The 12,428-nt window shown below is 63.3% G+C and carries 12 protein-coding genes; 5 read left to right on the top strand and 7 right to left on the bottom strand.

Features of this window, described 5'->3' with window-relative positions; translation table 11 throughout:
* Positions 1–119: 119 nt before the first annotated feature.
* The 5 genes from RAN89_RS02850 to RAN89_RS02830 form a co-directional block, all read right to left on the bottom strand.
* Positions 120–1,400: an ABC transporter substrate-binding protein gene (locus RAN89_RS02850; RefSeq protein WP_087495703.1), complete on the bottom strand. Its 1,281-nt coding sequence runs from the start codon at positions 1,398–1,400 to the stop codon at positions 120–122.
* A 74-nt stretch (positions 1,401–1,474) separates the two neighbouring features.
* Entirely contained in the window at positions 1,475–2,506 is a 1,032-nt protein-coding gene (locus tag RAN89_RS02845; protein ID WP_313868158.1) for an ABC transporter ATP-binding protein, read from the bottom strand.
* A gap of 219 nt (positions 2,507–2,725) precedes the next feature.
* Positions 2,726–2,917 carry a YgaP family membrane protein gene (locus RAN89_RS02840; RefSeq protein ID WP_087495702.1) on the bottom strand — a complete coding sequence of 64 codons (192 nt, stop codon included), beginning with the start codon at positions 2,915–2,917 and terminating at the stop codon, positions 2,726–2,728.
* A 178-nt stretch (positions 2,918–3,095) separates the two neighbouring features.
* Complete coding sequence (gene cueR / locus RAN89_RS02835) at positions 3,096–3,542, bottom strand: Cu(I)-responsive transcriptional regulator (protein WP_313868157.1); 447 nt, start codon at positions 3,540–3,542, stop codon at positions 3,096–3,098.
* The gene (locus RAN89_RS02830) at positions 3,526–3,723 is read right to left on the bottom strand and encodes a heavy-metal-associated domain-containing protein (protein ID WP_313868156.1); all 198 of its coding nucleotides are present in this window, start codon (positions 3,721–3,723) and stop codon (positions 3,526–3,528) included. Before RAN89_RS02830 ends, cueR begins: the two co-directional genes overlap by 17 nt.
* 144 nt (positions 3,724–3,867) lie before the next feature.
* On the opposite strand from RAN89_RS02830, the gene RAN89_RS02825 reads away from it, so the two are divergent.
* The 5 genes from RAN89_RS02825 to RAN89_RS02805 all read left to right on the top strand — a co-directional run bounded on the left by RAN89_RS02825 (position 3,868) and on the right by RAN89_RS02805 (position 10,076).
* The gene (locus tag RAN89_RS02825) at positions 3,868–4,323 is read left to right on the top strand and encodes a GNAT family N-acetyltransferase (RefSeq protein ID WP_313868155.1); all 456 of its coding nucleotides are present in this window, start codon (positions 3,868–3,870) and stop codon (positions 4,321–4,323) included.
* Positions 4,324–4,356: 33 nt separating this feature from the next.
* On the top strand, positions 4,357–6,681 hold the full coding sequence (locus RAN89_RS02820) for a heavy metal translocating P-type ATPase (protein ID WP_313868154.1): 2,325 nt from the start codon (positions 4,357–4,359) through the stop codon (positions 6,679–6,681).
* Between the two features lie 86 nt (positions 6,682–6,767).
* Positions 6,768–7,106: a YnfA family protein gene (locus RAN89_RS02815; protein WP_313869330.1), complete on the top strand. Its 339-nt coding sequence runs from the start codon at positions 6,768–6,770 to the stop codon at positions 7,104–7,106.
* A gap of 166 nt (positions 7,107–7,272) precedes the next feature.
* On the top strand, positions 7,273–8,847 hold the full coding sequence (locus RAN89_RS02810) for a methyl-accepting chemotaxis protein (protein ID WP_313868153.1): 1,575 nt from the start codon (positions 7,273–7,275) through the stop codon (positions 8,845–8,847).
* An 8-nt stretch (positions 8,848–8,855) separates the two neighbouring features.
* Positions 8,856–10,076 carry a YbfB/YjiJ family MFS transporter gene (locus RAN89_RS02805; RefSeq protein ID WP_313868152.1) on the top strand — a complete coding sequence of 407 codons (1,221 nt, stop codon included), beginning with the start codon at positions 8,856–8,858 and terminating at the stop codon, positions 10,074–10,076.
* A gap of 83 nt (positions 10,077–10,159) precedes the next feature.
* Here the strand turns inward: RAN89_RS02805 and gstA are convergent, their stop codons facing one another.
* Positions 10,160–10,768: a glutathione transferase GstA gene (gene gstA, locus RAN89_RS02800; protein ID WP_313868151.1), complete on the bottom strand. Its 609-nt coding sequence runs from the start codon at positions 10,766–10,768 to the stop codon at positions 10,160–10,162.
* Between the two features lie 18 nt (positions 10,769–10,786).
* Complete coding sequence (locus RAN89_RS02795) at positions 10,787–12,424, bottom strand: GMC family oxidoreductase (RefSeq protein WP_313868150.1); 1,638 nt, start codon at positions 12,422–12,424, stop codon at positions 10,787–10,789.
* Positions 12,425–12,428: the final 4 nt, after the last annotated feature.

Raw genomic sequence — 12,428 nt, 5'->3', positions numbered from 1 at the left:
TCAGTTGGTTTGTGATGTCCGGGAACACCGCGGGACTGGCTTTGCCAGACCGCTGGTGTTGCCCCCTTGAGGGAGGAACGGGCTACACGCAGTGCGCCCGGACAGGGGTGGGCCACAAGTTACGCTGCGACGAACTCGTTCCACTTCTGGACCATGTAGGCGTTCTCGTCCATCACGGCGTTCCAGCAGGCAATGCCGCCCATGCGTTGTTCGTAGCTGCCGCCGTCGCGCACTTCGCCCTTCTTGGCCAGCACATCGCCGTTGGGGCTCTTGATGTCCTGGGTGGCAGGCTTGCCTTCCATCCAGTACGCCCACTCATAGGCTTCCATCTTGGCCTTGGCGGTTTCCAGCACGGCGCTGTAGTAGCCCTGGCGGTTGAGGTACGCACCGGCCCAGCCGTCCAGGAACCAGTTGATGAACTCGTAGGCGCCATCAAGCTTGCGGCCGGACAGTGTGGATGGAATACCGAAGCCGGAAGCCCAGGCGCGATAGCCCTCTTTGAGTGGCTGGAAGGTGCAAGCGATGCCCTTGGTGCGCACTGCGGTGACCGCAGGGCTCCACATGGACTGGATCACTACTTCTCCGGAGGCCATCAGGTTGACGGACTCGTTGAAGTCTTTCCACAGGCTGCGGAACTGGCCTTGTTTCTTGGCTTCAATCAGGGTCTTGATCGTCAGATCAATTTCCTTCTTGGTCATGTTGCCCTTGTCGGGGTATTTGTAGATGCCCATGGCTTCCACGACCATGGCGGCGTCCATGATGCCGATGGAAGGAATGTTCAGAATCGCGGCCTTGCCCTTGAATTCGGGGTTGAGTAGCTCAGCCCAGGAAGAGATGGGGCGCTTGATCAGGTCAGGGCGGATACCCAGCGTGTCGGCGTTGTACACGGTGGGAATGATGGACATGAACTGGGTCGGGCTCTTGGCGAACACTTTGCTCTTTTCGCCTTCCAGGAAGATGGTCTTCTTGGGAGCGGTGCCTTGGTCGCCCACGGCCTTGCCTGCCACCATGCCGGTTGTGAACAGGGTGGTGATCTTGTCCGCGTTTTTGATGCGCTTGGTGTCGATGCCCTTCAGGTTGCCGGTGGGCACGATGTTTTTCAGGGAGAAGTATTCGGTATCGATCAGATCAAAGCTGTTGGGCGCAGTGACGGCGCGCTTGGTCACGTCATCGGTAGTGACGGCCACGTACTGGATCTTGATGCCGGTGTCTTTTTCGAACTTTTCGCCGATGGCCTTGTCCTGGTTCACGGCGGTGCCCAAGTAACGCAGCACGATGGGTTCTGCAGAGTGCACTGCGGGGAACATGCCGGCGGCCAAGATGCCGGCGGTGCCTTTGAGCAAGCTGCGGCGCTGCACGGGGGCGGCGTTGGTGAGGGTGTCTTTCAGATCGTCAGCCATGGGAAAACTCCTTGAGGGTTGCGGAGGGGAGGATGAAAACTTCTTGCGAAGACGTTGGGGAAAAAAGGCCCCGCTCAGTGCGGGAGCGGATGCGCGGCCTCAGGAGCCCAACGCAGCTGCACGGTCTCGCCCACGGCATAGGGCCGCGCGGCAAATGTGGATTCAGACAACATCACCGAGATTTCGGCGGTGGTCGATGCGGTCACCGATGTGCCGGGGTTCTGCAGGCCGAGCAGCACGTAGGTGCCCTGGTATTCCACGTCGGTGATCAGTGCCATCTTGGTATGGGGGGCATCAGGCACCGCCTGGTCGGCCGGCAGCACTTGCAGGTGGTCGGTGCGCACACCGACCTTGCCCTCGGGCGTCTCGATGACGTTGTGCCCGCCCATGAAGCGGGCCACGAACTCGCTGGCAGGCCGGTTGTACACCTCGTGCGGGCTGCCTACCTGTTCGATGACGCCGTGGTTCATTACCACCATGGTGTCGGCCAGGGCCATGGCCTCTTCCTGGCTGTGGGTGACGTGGATGAAGGTCAGCCCCAGTTCTTTTTGCCAGCGGCGCAGCTCGGCGCGCATCTGGATGCGCAAGAAGGGGTCGAGCGCAGAGAGCGGCTCATCCAGCAACAGCACACGCGGTTGGGTAATCAATGCCCGTGCCAATGCGACGCGCTGTTGTTGGCCACCCGAGAGCTCAGTCGGTTTGCGGTCTGCCAGATGGCCCATGGCCACGCGCTCCAACAAGTCTTTGGCTTTGGCGTGGCGCTCAGCTTTGCCCACGCCCTTCATCTTGAGGCTGAAGGCCACGTTGTCCAGGGCGCTCAGATGCGGAAAGAGCGCAAAGCTCTGGAACATCATGGCCGTGCCGCGTTCGGCGGCGGGCAGGTCGGTGATGTTGCGGTTTTCCAGCAGGATGTCACCGTCAGACGCCGATTCGTGCCCAGCAATCAAGCGCAGCGTGGTGCTTTTGCCGCAGCCCGAAGGGCCGAGCAGGCAGCAGTAGCTGCCGCTGGCAATGCGCAGGTGGATGCTGTCCACAGCGGGCTTGCCCTGCGCATAGCGCTTGGTCAGCCCGATGACTTCGATGGCGGCAGGTGCAGTGGCGTTCATGCCGGGGCTGTACGCAAACCGCATGCCAACTTTGTACACAATATTTTTCAAGGATTGTGTACAAAATGCACCGGCATTGTGCGGTTCAACACGCCAAAGCGCAAAACCGGTGCGCGCGGCTTTGGTGCAAACCGGAGAGCATTTCCCTGTTTTTAGTGAATCAAATCAGCCGTTGGCGCCCGTTGAATAAGCGCGAGCAGCTCCTGATTTCATAGCGTTTCAGGTTTTGGCAGGGCACGTGCTGAATCCAAAGATGGCATACGACGGGCACCAGCCGATGAGCCCGGTGATCACCGGGGCAATGCCAACCCACCCCCACATGCCGATGATGTCGGTGGCCGCCAGCCCGATCAGCACGGCACCCAGCCAGATGCGGATAAGGCGTTCCCAGTTGCCGATGTTGGTGCGCATGCTGTGCTCCTGAAGCTGTATAGAGCTTGATTGGAGCGGTGGGCGCTACAGCCGTCGGTGCTGCGGCCCACATAGCAGGCGATTGAAATAGAGCGCTTTTGTATCTTGAATAAGATGCCCTTAGAGCATATTGATATGTGCTCATAGCGCCCGTCGAATGTGCGCGAGCAGCTATCAATTACGTAGCAGTGCGCTTGTCGCCCGCCAAGTCATCGAGGATGGGGCAGTCCGGCCGGTCGTCGCCGTGGCAGCAGTGCAGCAGGGTGGAGAGGGTGCGCTGCATGGCCTGCATGGCGGCAATGCGCTCACTCAGTTCGTCCATGTGCTTTTGGGCGATCTTCTTGACGTTGGCACTGGCGCGGCGCTTGTTTTGCCACAGGCCCACCAGCTCGCCGATCTCGGCCATCGAAAAGCCCAGGTCGCGGCAGCGTTTGATGAAGCGCAGGGTGTGCACATCGGCCGCGCTGTACAGCCGGTAGCCGCTGTCGGTGCGCGTGACGGTGCCCAGCAGCCCCAGCGACTCGTAGTGCCGCAGCATCTTGGCGGACACTCCGCTTTGCCGGGCAGCCTCGCCGATGTTGACGGGCTGGCCGGGCAGCGTTGCTGACTTAGTCTTTGACGGCATAGCCCTCTTCGGCAATCGCCTTGGCAAGGATGTCGCGGGCTTGGGTGGATTCGACTTCCACCAAGTTGGCGCTGCGGTCTATTTTTACTTGGGCTTGGGGGTCCGCGTCCTGGATGGCGCGGGTCACGGCCTTCTCGCAGTGGCCGCAGGTCATGCCGGTGACGGTAAAGGTTTGGTTCATGGGGACTCCTGAAAGGTAGATAAAGGCATTGTGAACCTTGCCATGGTGGGAGGGTCAAGCGCTTGTGTCAGTGGCCTGCCGCTCTTTGTGGGAACGGATTTGCACGTAAGCTTGATTTCCGACGCTCGAAGAGGAGAAGCTCACTTGGACATCATCAAAGCCACGGTCGAAGATGCTCCGGTCATCAGCCGCCTGATCGGTAGCGTGACCCGCTTCTTCACTTTGCAGCCAGACGGCGCGGGTGCGGAAGATTTTCTCAAGACGATTTCGCCCGACGCTGTAGCCGGCTACTTGGCCGATCCGCGCTTCGCGTATTTCAAGGCGGTCGACAACGGCACGCTGGCGGGGGTGGTGGCGGTGCGCGATACCAGCCACTTGTATCACTTGTTTGTGGACGCGTCATTCCAGCGCCGGGGCTTGAGCCGCTTGCTGTGGGACCATGCCCGTGCAGTGGTGGGCGAGGCGAACCCCGGCTACTTCACCGTCAACTCCACGCCCTATGCCCAGCCGGTGTACGAGCGTTTCGGGTTTGTGGCCACCGGACCGCGGGTGGAGACCAAAGGCATTGCTTTTGTGCCCATGCGTTGGGTAGCCGCTTGACCTTCCCACCATGGCAAGGCCTAAGCTTGCACCATGAGTACTGAAACCCCCTCCCACACGACCATCGATATCGGCATTGGCGGCATGACTTGCGCATCGTGTGTGATGCGTGTGGAAAAAGCCCTGAAAAGGGTGCCCGGCGTGGACAGCGCCACGGTGAACCTGGCCACCGAGTCCGCCCGCATCGCCGTGCACGATGCCGGCATGGAGGCCCGCTTGCGCCGCGCGGTGCGGGACGCGGGCTATGAGCCGCTGGCGCCCAGTGCGGCAATTGACGCGGTGGATGCCTCGCCATGGGCCGGATTCGGGCCGGTGGGCATAGGCCTTGCGCTGTGTGCGCCGCTGGTACTGCCCATGGTCGGTGACCTGTTCGGCAAAGACTGGATGCTGCCGGCACTGTGGCAATTTTTGCTGGCCACGCCGGTGCAGTTCATTTTGGGGGCACGTTTCTACAAGGCCGGTTGGCATGCGCTGCTGGCTCGCACCGGCAATATGGATTTGCTGGTGGCGCTGGGCACCACAGCGGGTTGGGCTTTGTCCATGTGGTTGTGGCTGACCGCCCCTGACCACAGCGCGCATGGCATGCCCGCCATGGAGCCGCACCTGTACTTTGAAGGCAGCGCCGTGGTGGTGACGCTGGTGCTTTTGGGCAAATGGCTGGAAGCCCGGGCCAAGCGGCAGACGACGGCCGCCATTCGCGCCCTGCACAGCCTGCGCCCGGACACGGCGCACCTGTTGGTCGGGATGGGAGCCGCAGCGACGGGCCGCCCCGAGCAAGGCACGGCCCCCTCGGGGGGCAGCGACCCGCACGCAGTGGGGGAGCGTGGGGGCCATACCGTGGATGTGCCCGTGGCTGAGGTGTTGGTGGGCGACAAAATTGTGGTCAAACCCGGTGAGCGCTTTCCGGTAGACGGCACCCTTCTCGAGGGCCGCACGCAGGTGGACGAATCCATGCTGACCGGCGAACCGCTGCCAGTGACCAAAGACGTGGGCGCCAAGCTCACGGGCGGCAGCATCAATGGCGAAGGCCGCGTGGTGCTGCAGGTGCGGGCGGTGGGGGTGGACACGGTGCTCTCCAGCATCATCCGCCTGGTGGAAGACGCGCAGGCTGCCAAGGCGCCCATCCAGCGGCTGGTAGACCAGGTGAGCGCGGTGTTTGTGCCCGTGGTGCTGGTCATTGCGCTGGTCACGCTGTTGGCTTGGTACTTCACAGGCCACAGTTTTGAAGTGGCGCTGATCCACGCGGTGGCGGTGCTGGTGATTGCCTGCCCTTGCGCGCTGGGTTTGGCCACACCAGCTGCCATCATGGCGGGCACCGGGGTAGCGGCCAAGTTCGGCATTTTGATCAAGGACGCCCAAGCGCTGGAAGTGGTGCACACGGTGAACGTGGTGGCCTTCGACAAAACCGGCACGCTCACCGTGGGCCAGCCACGGCTGACCGCGCTCATGCCCGTGGGCCTGACCCATGACGAAGCACTGGCCTTGGCCGCCGGCTTGCAAAGCGGCAGCGAGCACCCGCTGGCCCGCGCTGTGCTGCAGGCGGCCAAAGACAAAGCACTCACCGTGACCGCACCTACCGACGTGCAAGCCGTGGCCGGCCGCGGCACCCAAGGCAAAGTGGGGGGCCAGACCTTGCTGTTGGGCAGCCTGCGCTGGATGGCGGAGCTGGGGGTGGACATGGCGCCGGTCGCGGCGCAGGCGGCCGATTTGCAAGCCGGTGGCGCCACGGTGTCGGCGATGGCTGAGCAACACGCCAGTGGCGCAAAGCTGCTGGCCCTGCTGGCGTTTGCCGACGAGCCCAAGCCCGGCGCCAAGGAAGCGTTGGCGACCCTGAAGGCTCGCGGTATTCAGACCGTCATGATCTCCGGCGACAACCGTGGTGCGGCTGAAGCCATGGCAATGCGCCTGGGGCTAGACGCTAAAGATGTGCTGGCCGAAGTGTTGCCCGGCGACAAGGCAGCCAAGGTGGCCGCACTCAAGGCAGATGGGAAGGCAGTCGCATTCGTGGGCGACGGCGTGAACGACGCGCCTGCGCTGGCGGCCGCCGATGTGGGCATGGCCATGGCCAACCCTAACGGTGGCGGCACCGACGTGGCCATGCACGCGGCCGGCATCACGCTCATGCGGGGCGACCCGCTCTTGGTGGCGGCTGCGCTGGACATCAGCCGCCGCACGGTGTCCAAGATTCGGCAAAACCTGTTCTGGGCCTTTGCCTACAACGCGGCCGGCATTCCCTTGGCGGCGTTGGGCTACCTCAGCCCGGTGGTGGCAGGTGCGGCCATGGCACTGAGCTCGGTGAGTGTGATGACCAACGCCTTGCTGCTTAAGCGCTGGACACCGGAGCAGGGTGGCAAGTAAGTCGATTTTGGGGATAAAAATGGCCTCTGGCGCCCATGGAATATGCGCAAGCAGCTCCTAAAATGGGAGCAAACTCCAAGGTGCCCATGAACCATCTGCTGCTCACCACCGGCCTCTATGTGCTCACCGCGGTCGCTGAGATCGTGGGGTGTTACCTGCCTTGGCTCTGGTGGCAGCAGCGCGCACCGGTGTGGGTGCTGTTGCCGGCGGCAGCGTCACTGGCCCTGTTCGTGTGGCTGCTCACCTTGCACCCTGCAGCCAGCGGCCGGGTATATGCGGCCTATGGCGGCGTGTACATCGCCACCGCGCTGGTGTGGTTGTGGGTGGTGGACGGCGTTCGCCCCACGGCGTGGGACTGCGCGGGTGCGGCTTTGGCCTTGGCGGGCATGGCGGTGATTGTGCTGGCACCGCGCACCGGGGCATGACCTAAGTCAAGGTGTGCTGGAGCGGTCTGTGGGATTCTCTGGTTGCCCGAGTCGTTGGAAATGGCGGGCGTCCTGACGGCTTTGCCTCGTATTGCCGCTTGTAACCACCCCTAGACTCTGAAAGAATGGCCCAACGCTGGGACCGGCTCACCCGAGGAACACAACAATGAACATGATGACCATGATGCGCCAATTCACCATCCGGCTGCGTATGTTGGGGGCCATTGCGATGGTTCTGGCTCTGTTGTTCATGCTGGGCGGTGGCGGCCTGTGGGGCATGGGCAAGATTCAGGACCAGAGCGACGCTTTTCTGGACAACTCCTTCGCCGAGATGCAGCACCTGGGCCGCTTGCAGGCTGCCATGAGCACGGTGCGCGAGGCCGAAAAGGACATGATCATCGAATACGAGCGTCCCGCGGAGGTCGAAAAGGCCTACACCCGCTGGAAGTCCCACCTGGCCGAAGTGGATGCGATTGCAGGCCACTTCCTCGAAGGGGTGGAAGACACCGACAACCCGGTAGTCCGCGAGATGCAGGCGGACCTCAAGGAATACGTCAAATTGTTTGAACCGGTGGCCAACCAACTCAAATCCAGCGGTTACGAGTCCGCCACCATTGCCAACCGCATGAGCCAGAAGGCCTTGGCTCAGATCGACAAGGTCATGAAGCACATGAAGTCACTGGAAGGCGTGTTGCAGGACGAGGCCAATGACGCGGTCAACGACCAGCACAAGGTCAGCGGTGTGATCAAGTGGCTGTTCATGGCTGCCCTGGGTGTGGCCTCTCTGGTGGTGGTGCCGCTCACCATTCTCAACATGAACTCCATCTGCCAGCCCTTGGAGCGCGCGCGCTTGTTGGCGCAGGCGATTGCCGGTGGTGACTTGTCGCAGCACATCGAGGTGCACGGCAAAGACGAAGTGGCCGATTTGCAGCATGCCCAGAAGGCCATGCAAGAGGGCTTGGGCGCCTTGGTCTCGCAGGTGCGCTATGCCAGCGAAAGCGTGGCCACGGCCAGCCAGGAAATTGCCTCGGGTAACCAGGACCTGTCGGAGCGCACCGAAAAATCCGCCAGCAGCGTGCAGGACACCGTGGGCTCCCTGGCCGAGCTGACTGAGAACGTGCAGCAAACGGCCCACGCTGCCCAAACCGCCCGCCAGTTGTCGGACTCCGCCTTTACTCTCGCGGCCCGTGGTGGCCAGGTGGTGACGCAGGCGGTAGGTAGCATGCATGAGATCGCTGCCAGCAGCAGCAAGATCAACGACATCATCGGCCTGATCGACTCCATCGCCTTCCAGACCAACATCCTGGCGCTGAACGCGGCAGTAGAAGCGGCCCGTGCCGGCGAGCAGGGGCGGGGCTTTGCAGTGGTGGCGTCTGAAGTGCGCATGCTGGCCAAACGCTCGGCTGCGGCTGCGCAGGAGATCAAGGGCCTGGTGAGCACCAGCGTCAAAGCCGTAGACGGCGGTGTAAAGCTGGTGGAAGAGGCCGGCGCCGCCATGAAAGAAATGGTGGATGGCGTGCAGCGTGTGGGCCAGATCATTGGCGAGATTTCATCCTCGGCCACTGAGCAATCCAGCGGCATTGCACAGGTGAACCAGTCGGTAGGCATGATCGATCAAGCTACGCAGCAGAACGCGGCCTTGGTGGAGCAAAGCGCTGCAGCTGCCCAAGGCTTGCGTGAGCAGGCAGATGCGTTGGCCCAAGTGGTACGCCAGTTCCGACTCAAGGGCAGCGCAGCCTGACCCAGCCTGTGGCAACCCCTACGCAGTCCGCGCTGCCTTCCGTGGACGCGCGCGGCTGGTGCCTGGCCCTCGCGCTGTCGGTCGGGGCGGCGGTGTCGCTGGGTATTACCCGTTTTGCCTATGGGCTGCTGTTGCCCGCGATGCGCACCGACCTGGGTTGGACCTACACCCTGGCTGGTGCCATGAACACCGCGAATGCGCTGGGTTACTTCATAGGGGCGCTGCTCACACCCCGCTTGCTGCACAGCCGGGGCCCGGGTGAGTTGTTGTGGGGCGGGGCTTTGATGGCCACCGTATTCATGGCCCTGAGCGGATTTTTTACCGACGCGAATGCCTTGCTGGTGCAGCGCCTGCTGGCCGGTATTGCCAGTGCCCTGGTGTTCGTGGCCGGTGGATTGCTGGCCGCACGCTTGGGCGCGCGTTACCCGCGCCATGGCGGTCTGCTGCTGGGTATCTATTACGGTGGCACCGGCTTGGGGATAGTAGCCAGTGCCCTGTTGGTGCCATGGTTGTTGGAGCGTTTTGCGGGTCAGGCCCATGGCTGGCAGTGGTCCTGGTGGGCGCTGGCGCTGATTTGTGCAGCGGGAACCGCGGTGATGCTGTGGCCGGCACGGGTGATGTCGGCCTGGGCCCTGCCGCAGGCGCAGGCGGCAGCCGGCGGGCCGCAGCAGTTTCAGTGGGCAGATTTCCGCTACGGCTTGGCGGGCTACACGCTCTTCGGGGTGGGCTACATCGGCTATATGACCTTTGTGGTGGCGCTTTTGCGCTCGCAGGGCACATCCGCCGCCGCTGTCACGGTGTTTTATGCCTTGCTGGGTGTGGCGGTGATGGCGTCCAGCCGCATCTGGGCGCGCTTGCTCGACAAGCACCACGACGGCCGGCCGCTCGCCACGCTGAATGCCTTGTTGGGCGTGGCGACCATTCTGCCGGCGCTCACCCAGTGGTGGCCGGTAGTGCTGGCTTCGGGGTTGTTGTTCGGGGCGGTGTTTTTGTCGGTAGTGGCATCGACCACGGCGCTGGTGCGGCACAACCTGCCGCCTGCGGCCTGGGCAGCAGGTATCAGCGCCTTCACCACCGTGTTTGCCGCCGGCCAGATTGTCGGGCCCACGGTGGTGGGCTGGATTGCCGATGGCCCCGGTGGCTTGGCACGCGGCCTGGTGTTTTCGGCATGTGCCTTATGGGCAGGGTCCGCCCTCGGTTTGCGTCAAAAGGCACTCCGGCGCCCGTGAATCATGCGCAGGCAGCTATCAAAGTAATAGCAATCAAACAAAAGGGCCCGTGAGGGCCCTTCTTTTTGGTAGTGCGCTTGGCCTTATTTCAGCAGGCCTTCAGCGCGCATGGCGGCTTGCACACCGGGGCGTTCGCCTACGCGGTTCCGGTAGGCCAGCAAATTGGCAAAGGTGCTGAGGTCCACCTTCACGATGCGGGCCCAGTTGGTCACGGTAAACAGGTAGGCGTCGGCCACGGTGAACTGTTCGCCCAGCAGGTAGTCTTTGCCGGCGAGTTCACTGTCTACCCACGCAAGGCGCTTGGCCAGGGTTTGCTTGGCCTGCTCTTTGGTTGCATCCGGTGCGGCAGGGTTGAACAAGGGGCTGAAGCTCTTGTGCAGTTCGGTGCCGATGAAGGTAAGCCACTCTTGCAGCTTGTAGCGCTCGAAGGTGCCGTTGGCCGGGGCCAGCTTTTTCTCGGGCACCAGGTCTGCCAGGTACTGCACGATGGCGGGGCCTTCGTGCAGGCTGCGGCCGTCGTCCAGCGTGAGGTAGGGCACGTAGCCCAGCGGGTTGATGGTGTAGAAGTCGGTGCCGTCGGGCAGCTGGTGGGTTTTGGTGGGCGCAGGGATGGCTTCAAACGCCAGGCCGGCTTCATGCATCACGATGTGCGGGGAGAGCGAGCAGGCGCCCTGGGAGAAATACAGCTTCATAAACGTCCTCGGGTTGGGTCAGGCTTGCATGCTAGCGGCTTTGGCCGCCCGGATGTGTTGCACGGCTTTTTCCGCAATCATGATGGTAGGCGCGTTGGTGTTGCCAGTCACCAGGTCCGGCATGATGGACGCGTCCACCACGCGCAGACCTTGGATGCCGTGCACCCGCAGCTCTGCGTCCACCACGGCCATGGGGTCGTCGGCCGGGCCCATTTTGCAGGTGCCTATGGGGTGGTACTCGGTGTCGGAGTGGTCACGCAGGAACTGTTCGATCTGTGCCCTGTTGTCCCGTTCAATCGGGTAAAGCATCTTGCCGCGGTAGGGCTGCAAGGCCTGCGCCTGCATGATGTCAAAGCCCATCTGCGTGCCGCGCACCAGGGTTTCCAGGTCATCAGGGTCTTGCAGGTACGCCGGGTCGATGCGGGGGGCATCGGTGGGCTTGGCGCTCTGCAAGGTGACGCTGCCGCGGCTCTTGGGCCGCATCAGGGTGACGTGCAGGGTGTAGCCGTGGCCGAGGTGGGCTTTGCGGGTGTGGTCGTCCACGATGCCGGTGCAAAACGCGAGCTGAATGTCAGGCGCCTCCACGTCAGGCCGGGTTTTCATGAAGGCCTGGGATTCGGCCACGTTGGTGGTGATCCAGCCGGTGCGCTTGGCTCTCCACTCGAACACCGACTTCACCATGTTGAGCGCGCCCTTGAGCGAAAAGCCCAGGGTCTCCTGCTGGTGTTGGGTGCGGTAAATGAGGACCGTGGTGACATGGTCCTGCAGGTTCTGGCCTACGCCGGGCAACACGTGGCGCACCGGAATGCCATGTTCGCGCAGGTGCTCGGCAGGGCCCACACCCGAGAGCATGAGCAGCTGGGGCGAGCCGAAGGCGCCGCCGCTGAGCAGCACCTCGCGCCGGGCACGCAGCTCGTGGGTCTGGCCCCGGTGCAGGTAGCTCACCCCGGTGGCGCGTTGGTCGCCATGGACGCCGTCGAGCAGTACTTTGCTGGTGTGGGCGTGCGTGATCACGGTGAGGTTGGGCCGGTTGCGGTGGGGCGTGACATAGGCCTTGGCCGCACTCCAGCGCTCGCCGTCCTTCTGGGTCACTTGCGCGGGCGCGCAGCCCCATTGCTGTGCGCCGTTGTAGTCGGGCGTGCGGGGCAGGCCCTGGCTTTCGCAGGCATCCAGAAAGGCCTGGTTCAGCGGGCTGGGGCTGCGCAGGTAGCTCACGTTGAGCGGGCCGCCGGTGCTGCGGTATTCGTTGTTGCCGAAGCACTGGTTGTTCTCGGACTGCTTGAAGAGCGGCAATACCTCCCGGTAGCTCCAGCCGGGGTTGCCCAAAGCGGCCCAGCGGTCGTAGTCATGGGGGTTGCCGCGGGTGTAGACCATGGCATTGAGCGAGCTGCTGCCACCCATGACTTTGCCGCGCGGCGCGAAGCCCCGGCGCCCGCCCAGGCCGGGCTGGGGCACGCTCTCGTAGTTCCAGTTGAAGATGCCCAAGGGTGCTGTGGCCGCGAAGCCCAGGGGCGCGTGGATAAAGGCGCTGGTGTCCGGGCCGCCGGCTTCGAGCAGGCACACGGTGATGGTCGGGTCTTCGCTCAGGCGGCCGGCAAGCACGCAGCCGGCGGAGCCGCCGCCGACCACGATGTAGTCAAATTCTGTGGGGGTCATGAAA

This window comes from Rhodoferax mekongensis (assembly GCF_032191775.1).
Classification (GTDB): Bacteria; Pseudomonadota; Gammaproteobacteria; order Burkholderiales; family Burkholderiaceae_C; genus Allorhodoferax; species Allorhodoferax mekongensis.
The sequence above is the reverse complement of the archived record's forward strand: the minus strand, read 5'-3'. Positions and strand labels throughout refer to the sequence as shown.

Bases quoted from the DNA above. Each gene is read 5' to 3' on its own strand.
- RAN89_RS02810 (WP_313868153.1), top strand. From the start codon at position 7,273: ATGAACATGATGACCATGATGCGCCAATTCACCATCCGGCTGCGTATG.
- RAN89_RS02795 (WP_313868150.1), bottom strand. From the start codon at position 12,424: ATGACCCCCACAGAATTTGACTACATCGTGGTCGGCGGCGGCTCCGCC.
- RAN89_RS02845 (WP_313868158.1), bottom strand. From the start codon at position 2,506: ATGAACGCCACTGCACCTGCCGCCATCGAAGTCATCGGGCTGACCAAG.
- RAN89_RS02850 (WP_087495703.1), bottom strand. From the start codon at position 1,400: ATGGCTGACGATCTGAAAGACACCCTCACCAACGCCGCCCCCGTGCAG.
- cueR (WP_313868157.1), bottom strand. From the start codon at position 3,542: ATGCCGTCAAAGACTAAGTCAGCAACGCTGCCCGGCCAGCCCGTCAAC.
- RAN89_RS02840 (WP_087495702.1), bottom strand. From the start codon at position 2,917: ATGCGCACCAACATCGGCAACTGGGAACGCCTTATCCGCATCTGGCTG.
- RAN89_RS02815 (WP_313869330.1), top strand. From the start codon at position 6,768: ATGAACCATCTGCTGCTCACCACCGGCCTCTATGTGCTCACCGCGGTC.
- gstA (WP_313868151.1), bottom strand. From the start codon at position 10,768: ATGAAGCTGTATTTCTCCCAGGGCGCCTGCTCGCTCTCCCCGCACATC.
- RAN89_RS02820 (WP_313868154.1), top strand. From the start codon at position 4,357: ATGAGTACTGAAACCCCCTCCCACACGACCATCGATATCGGCATTGGC.
- RAN89_RS02830 (WP_313868156.1), bottom strand. From the start codon at position 3,723: ATGAACCAAACCTTTACCGTCACCGGCATGACCTGCGGCCACTGCGAG.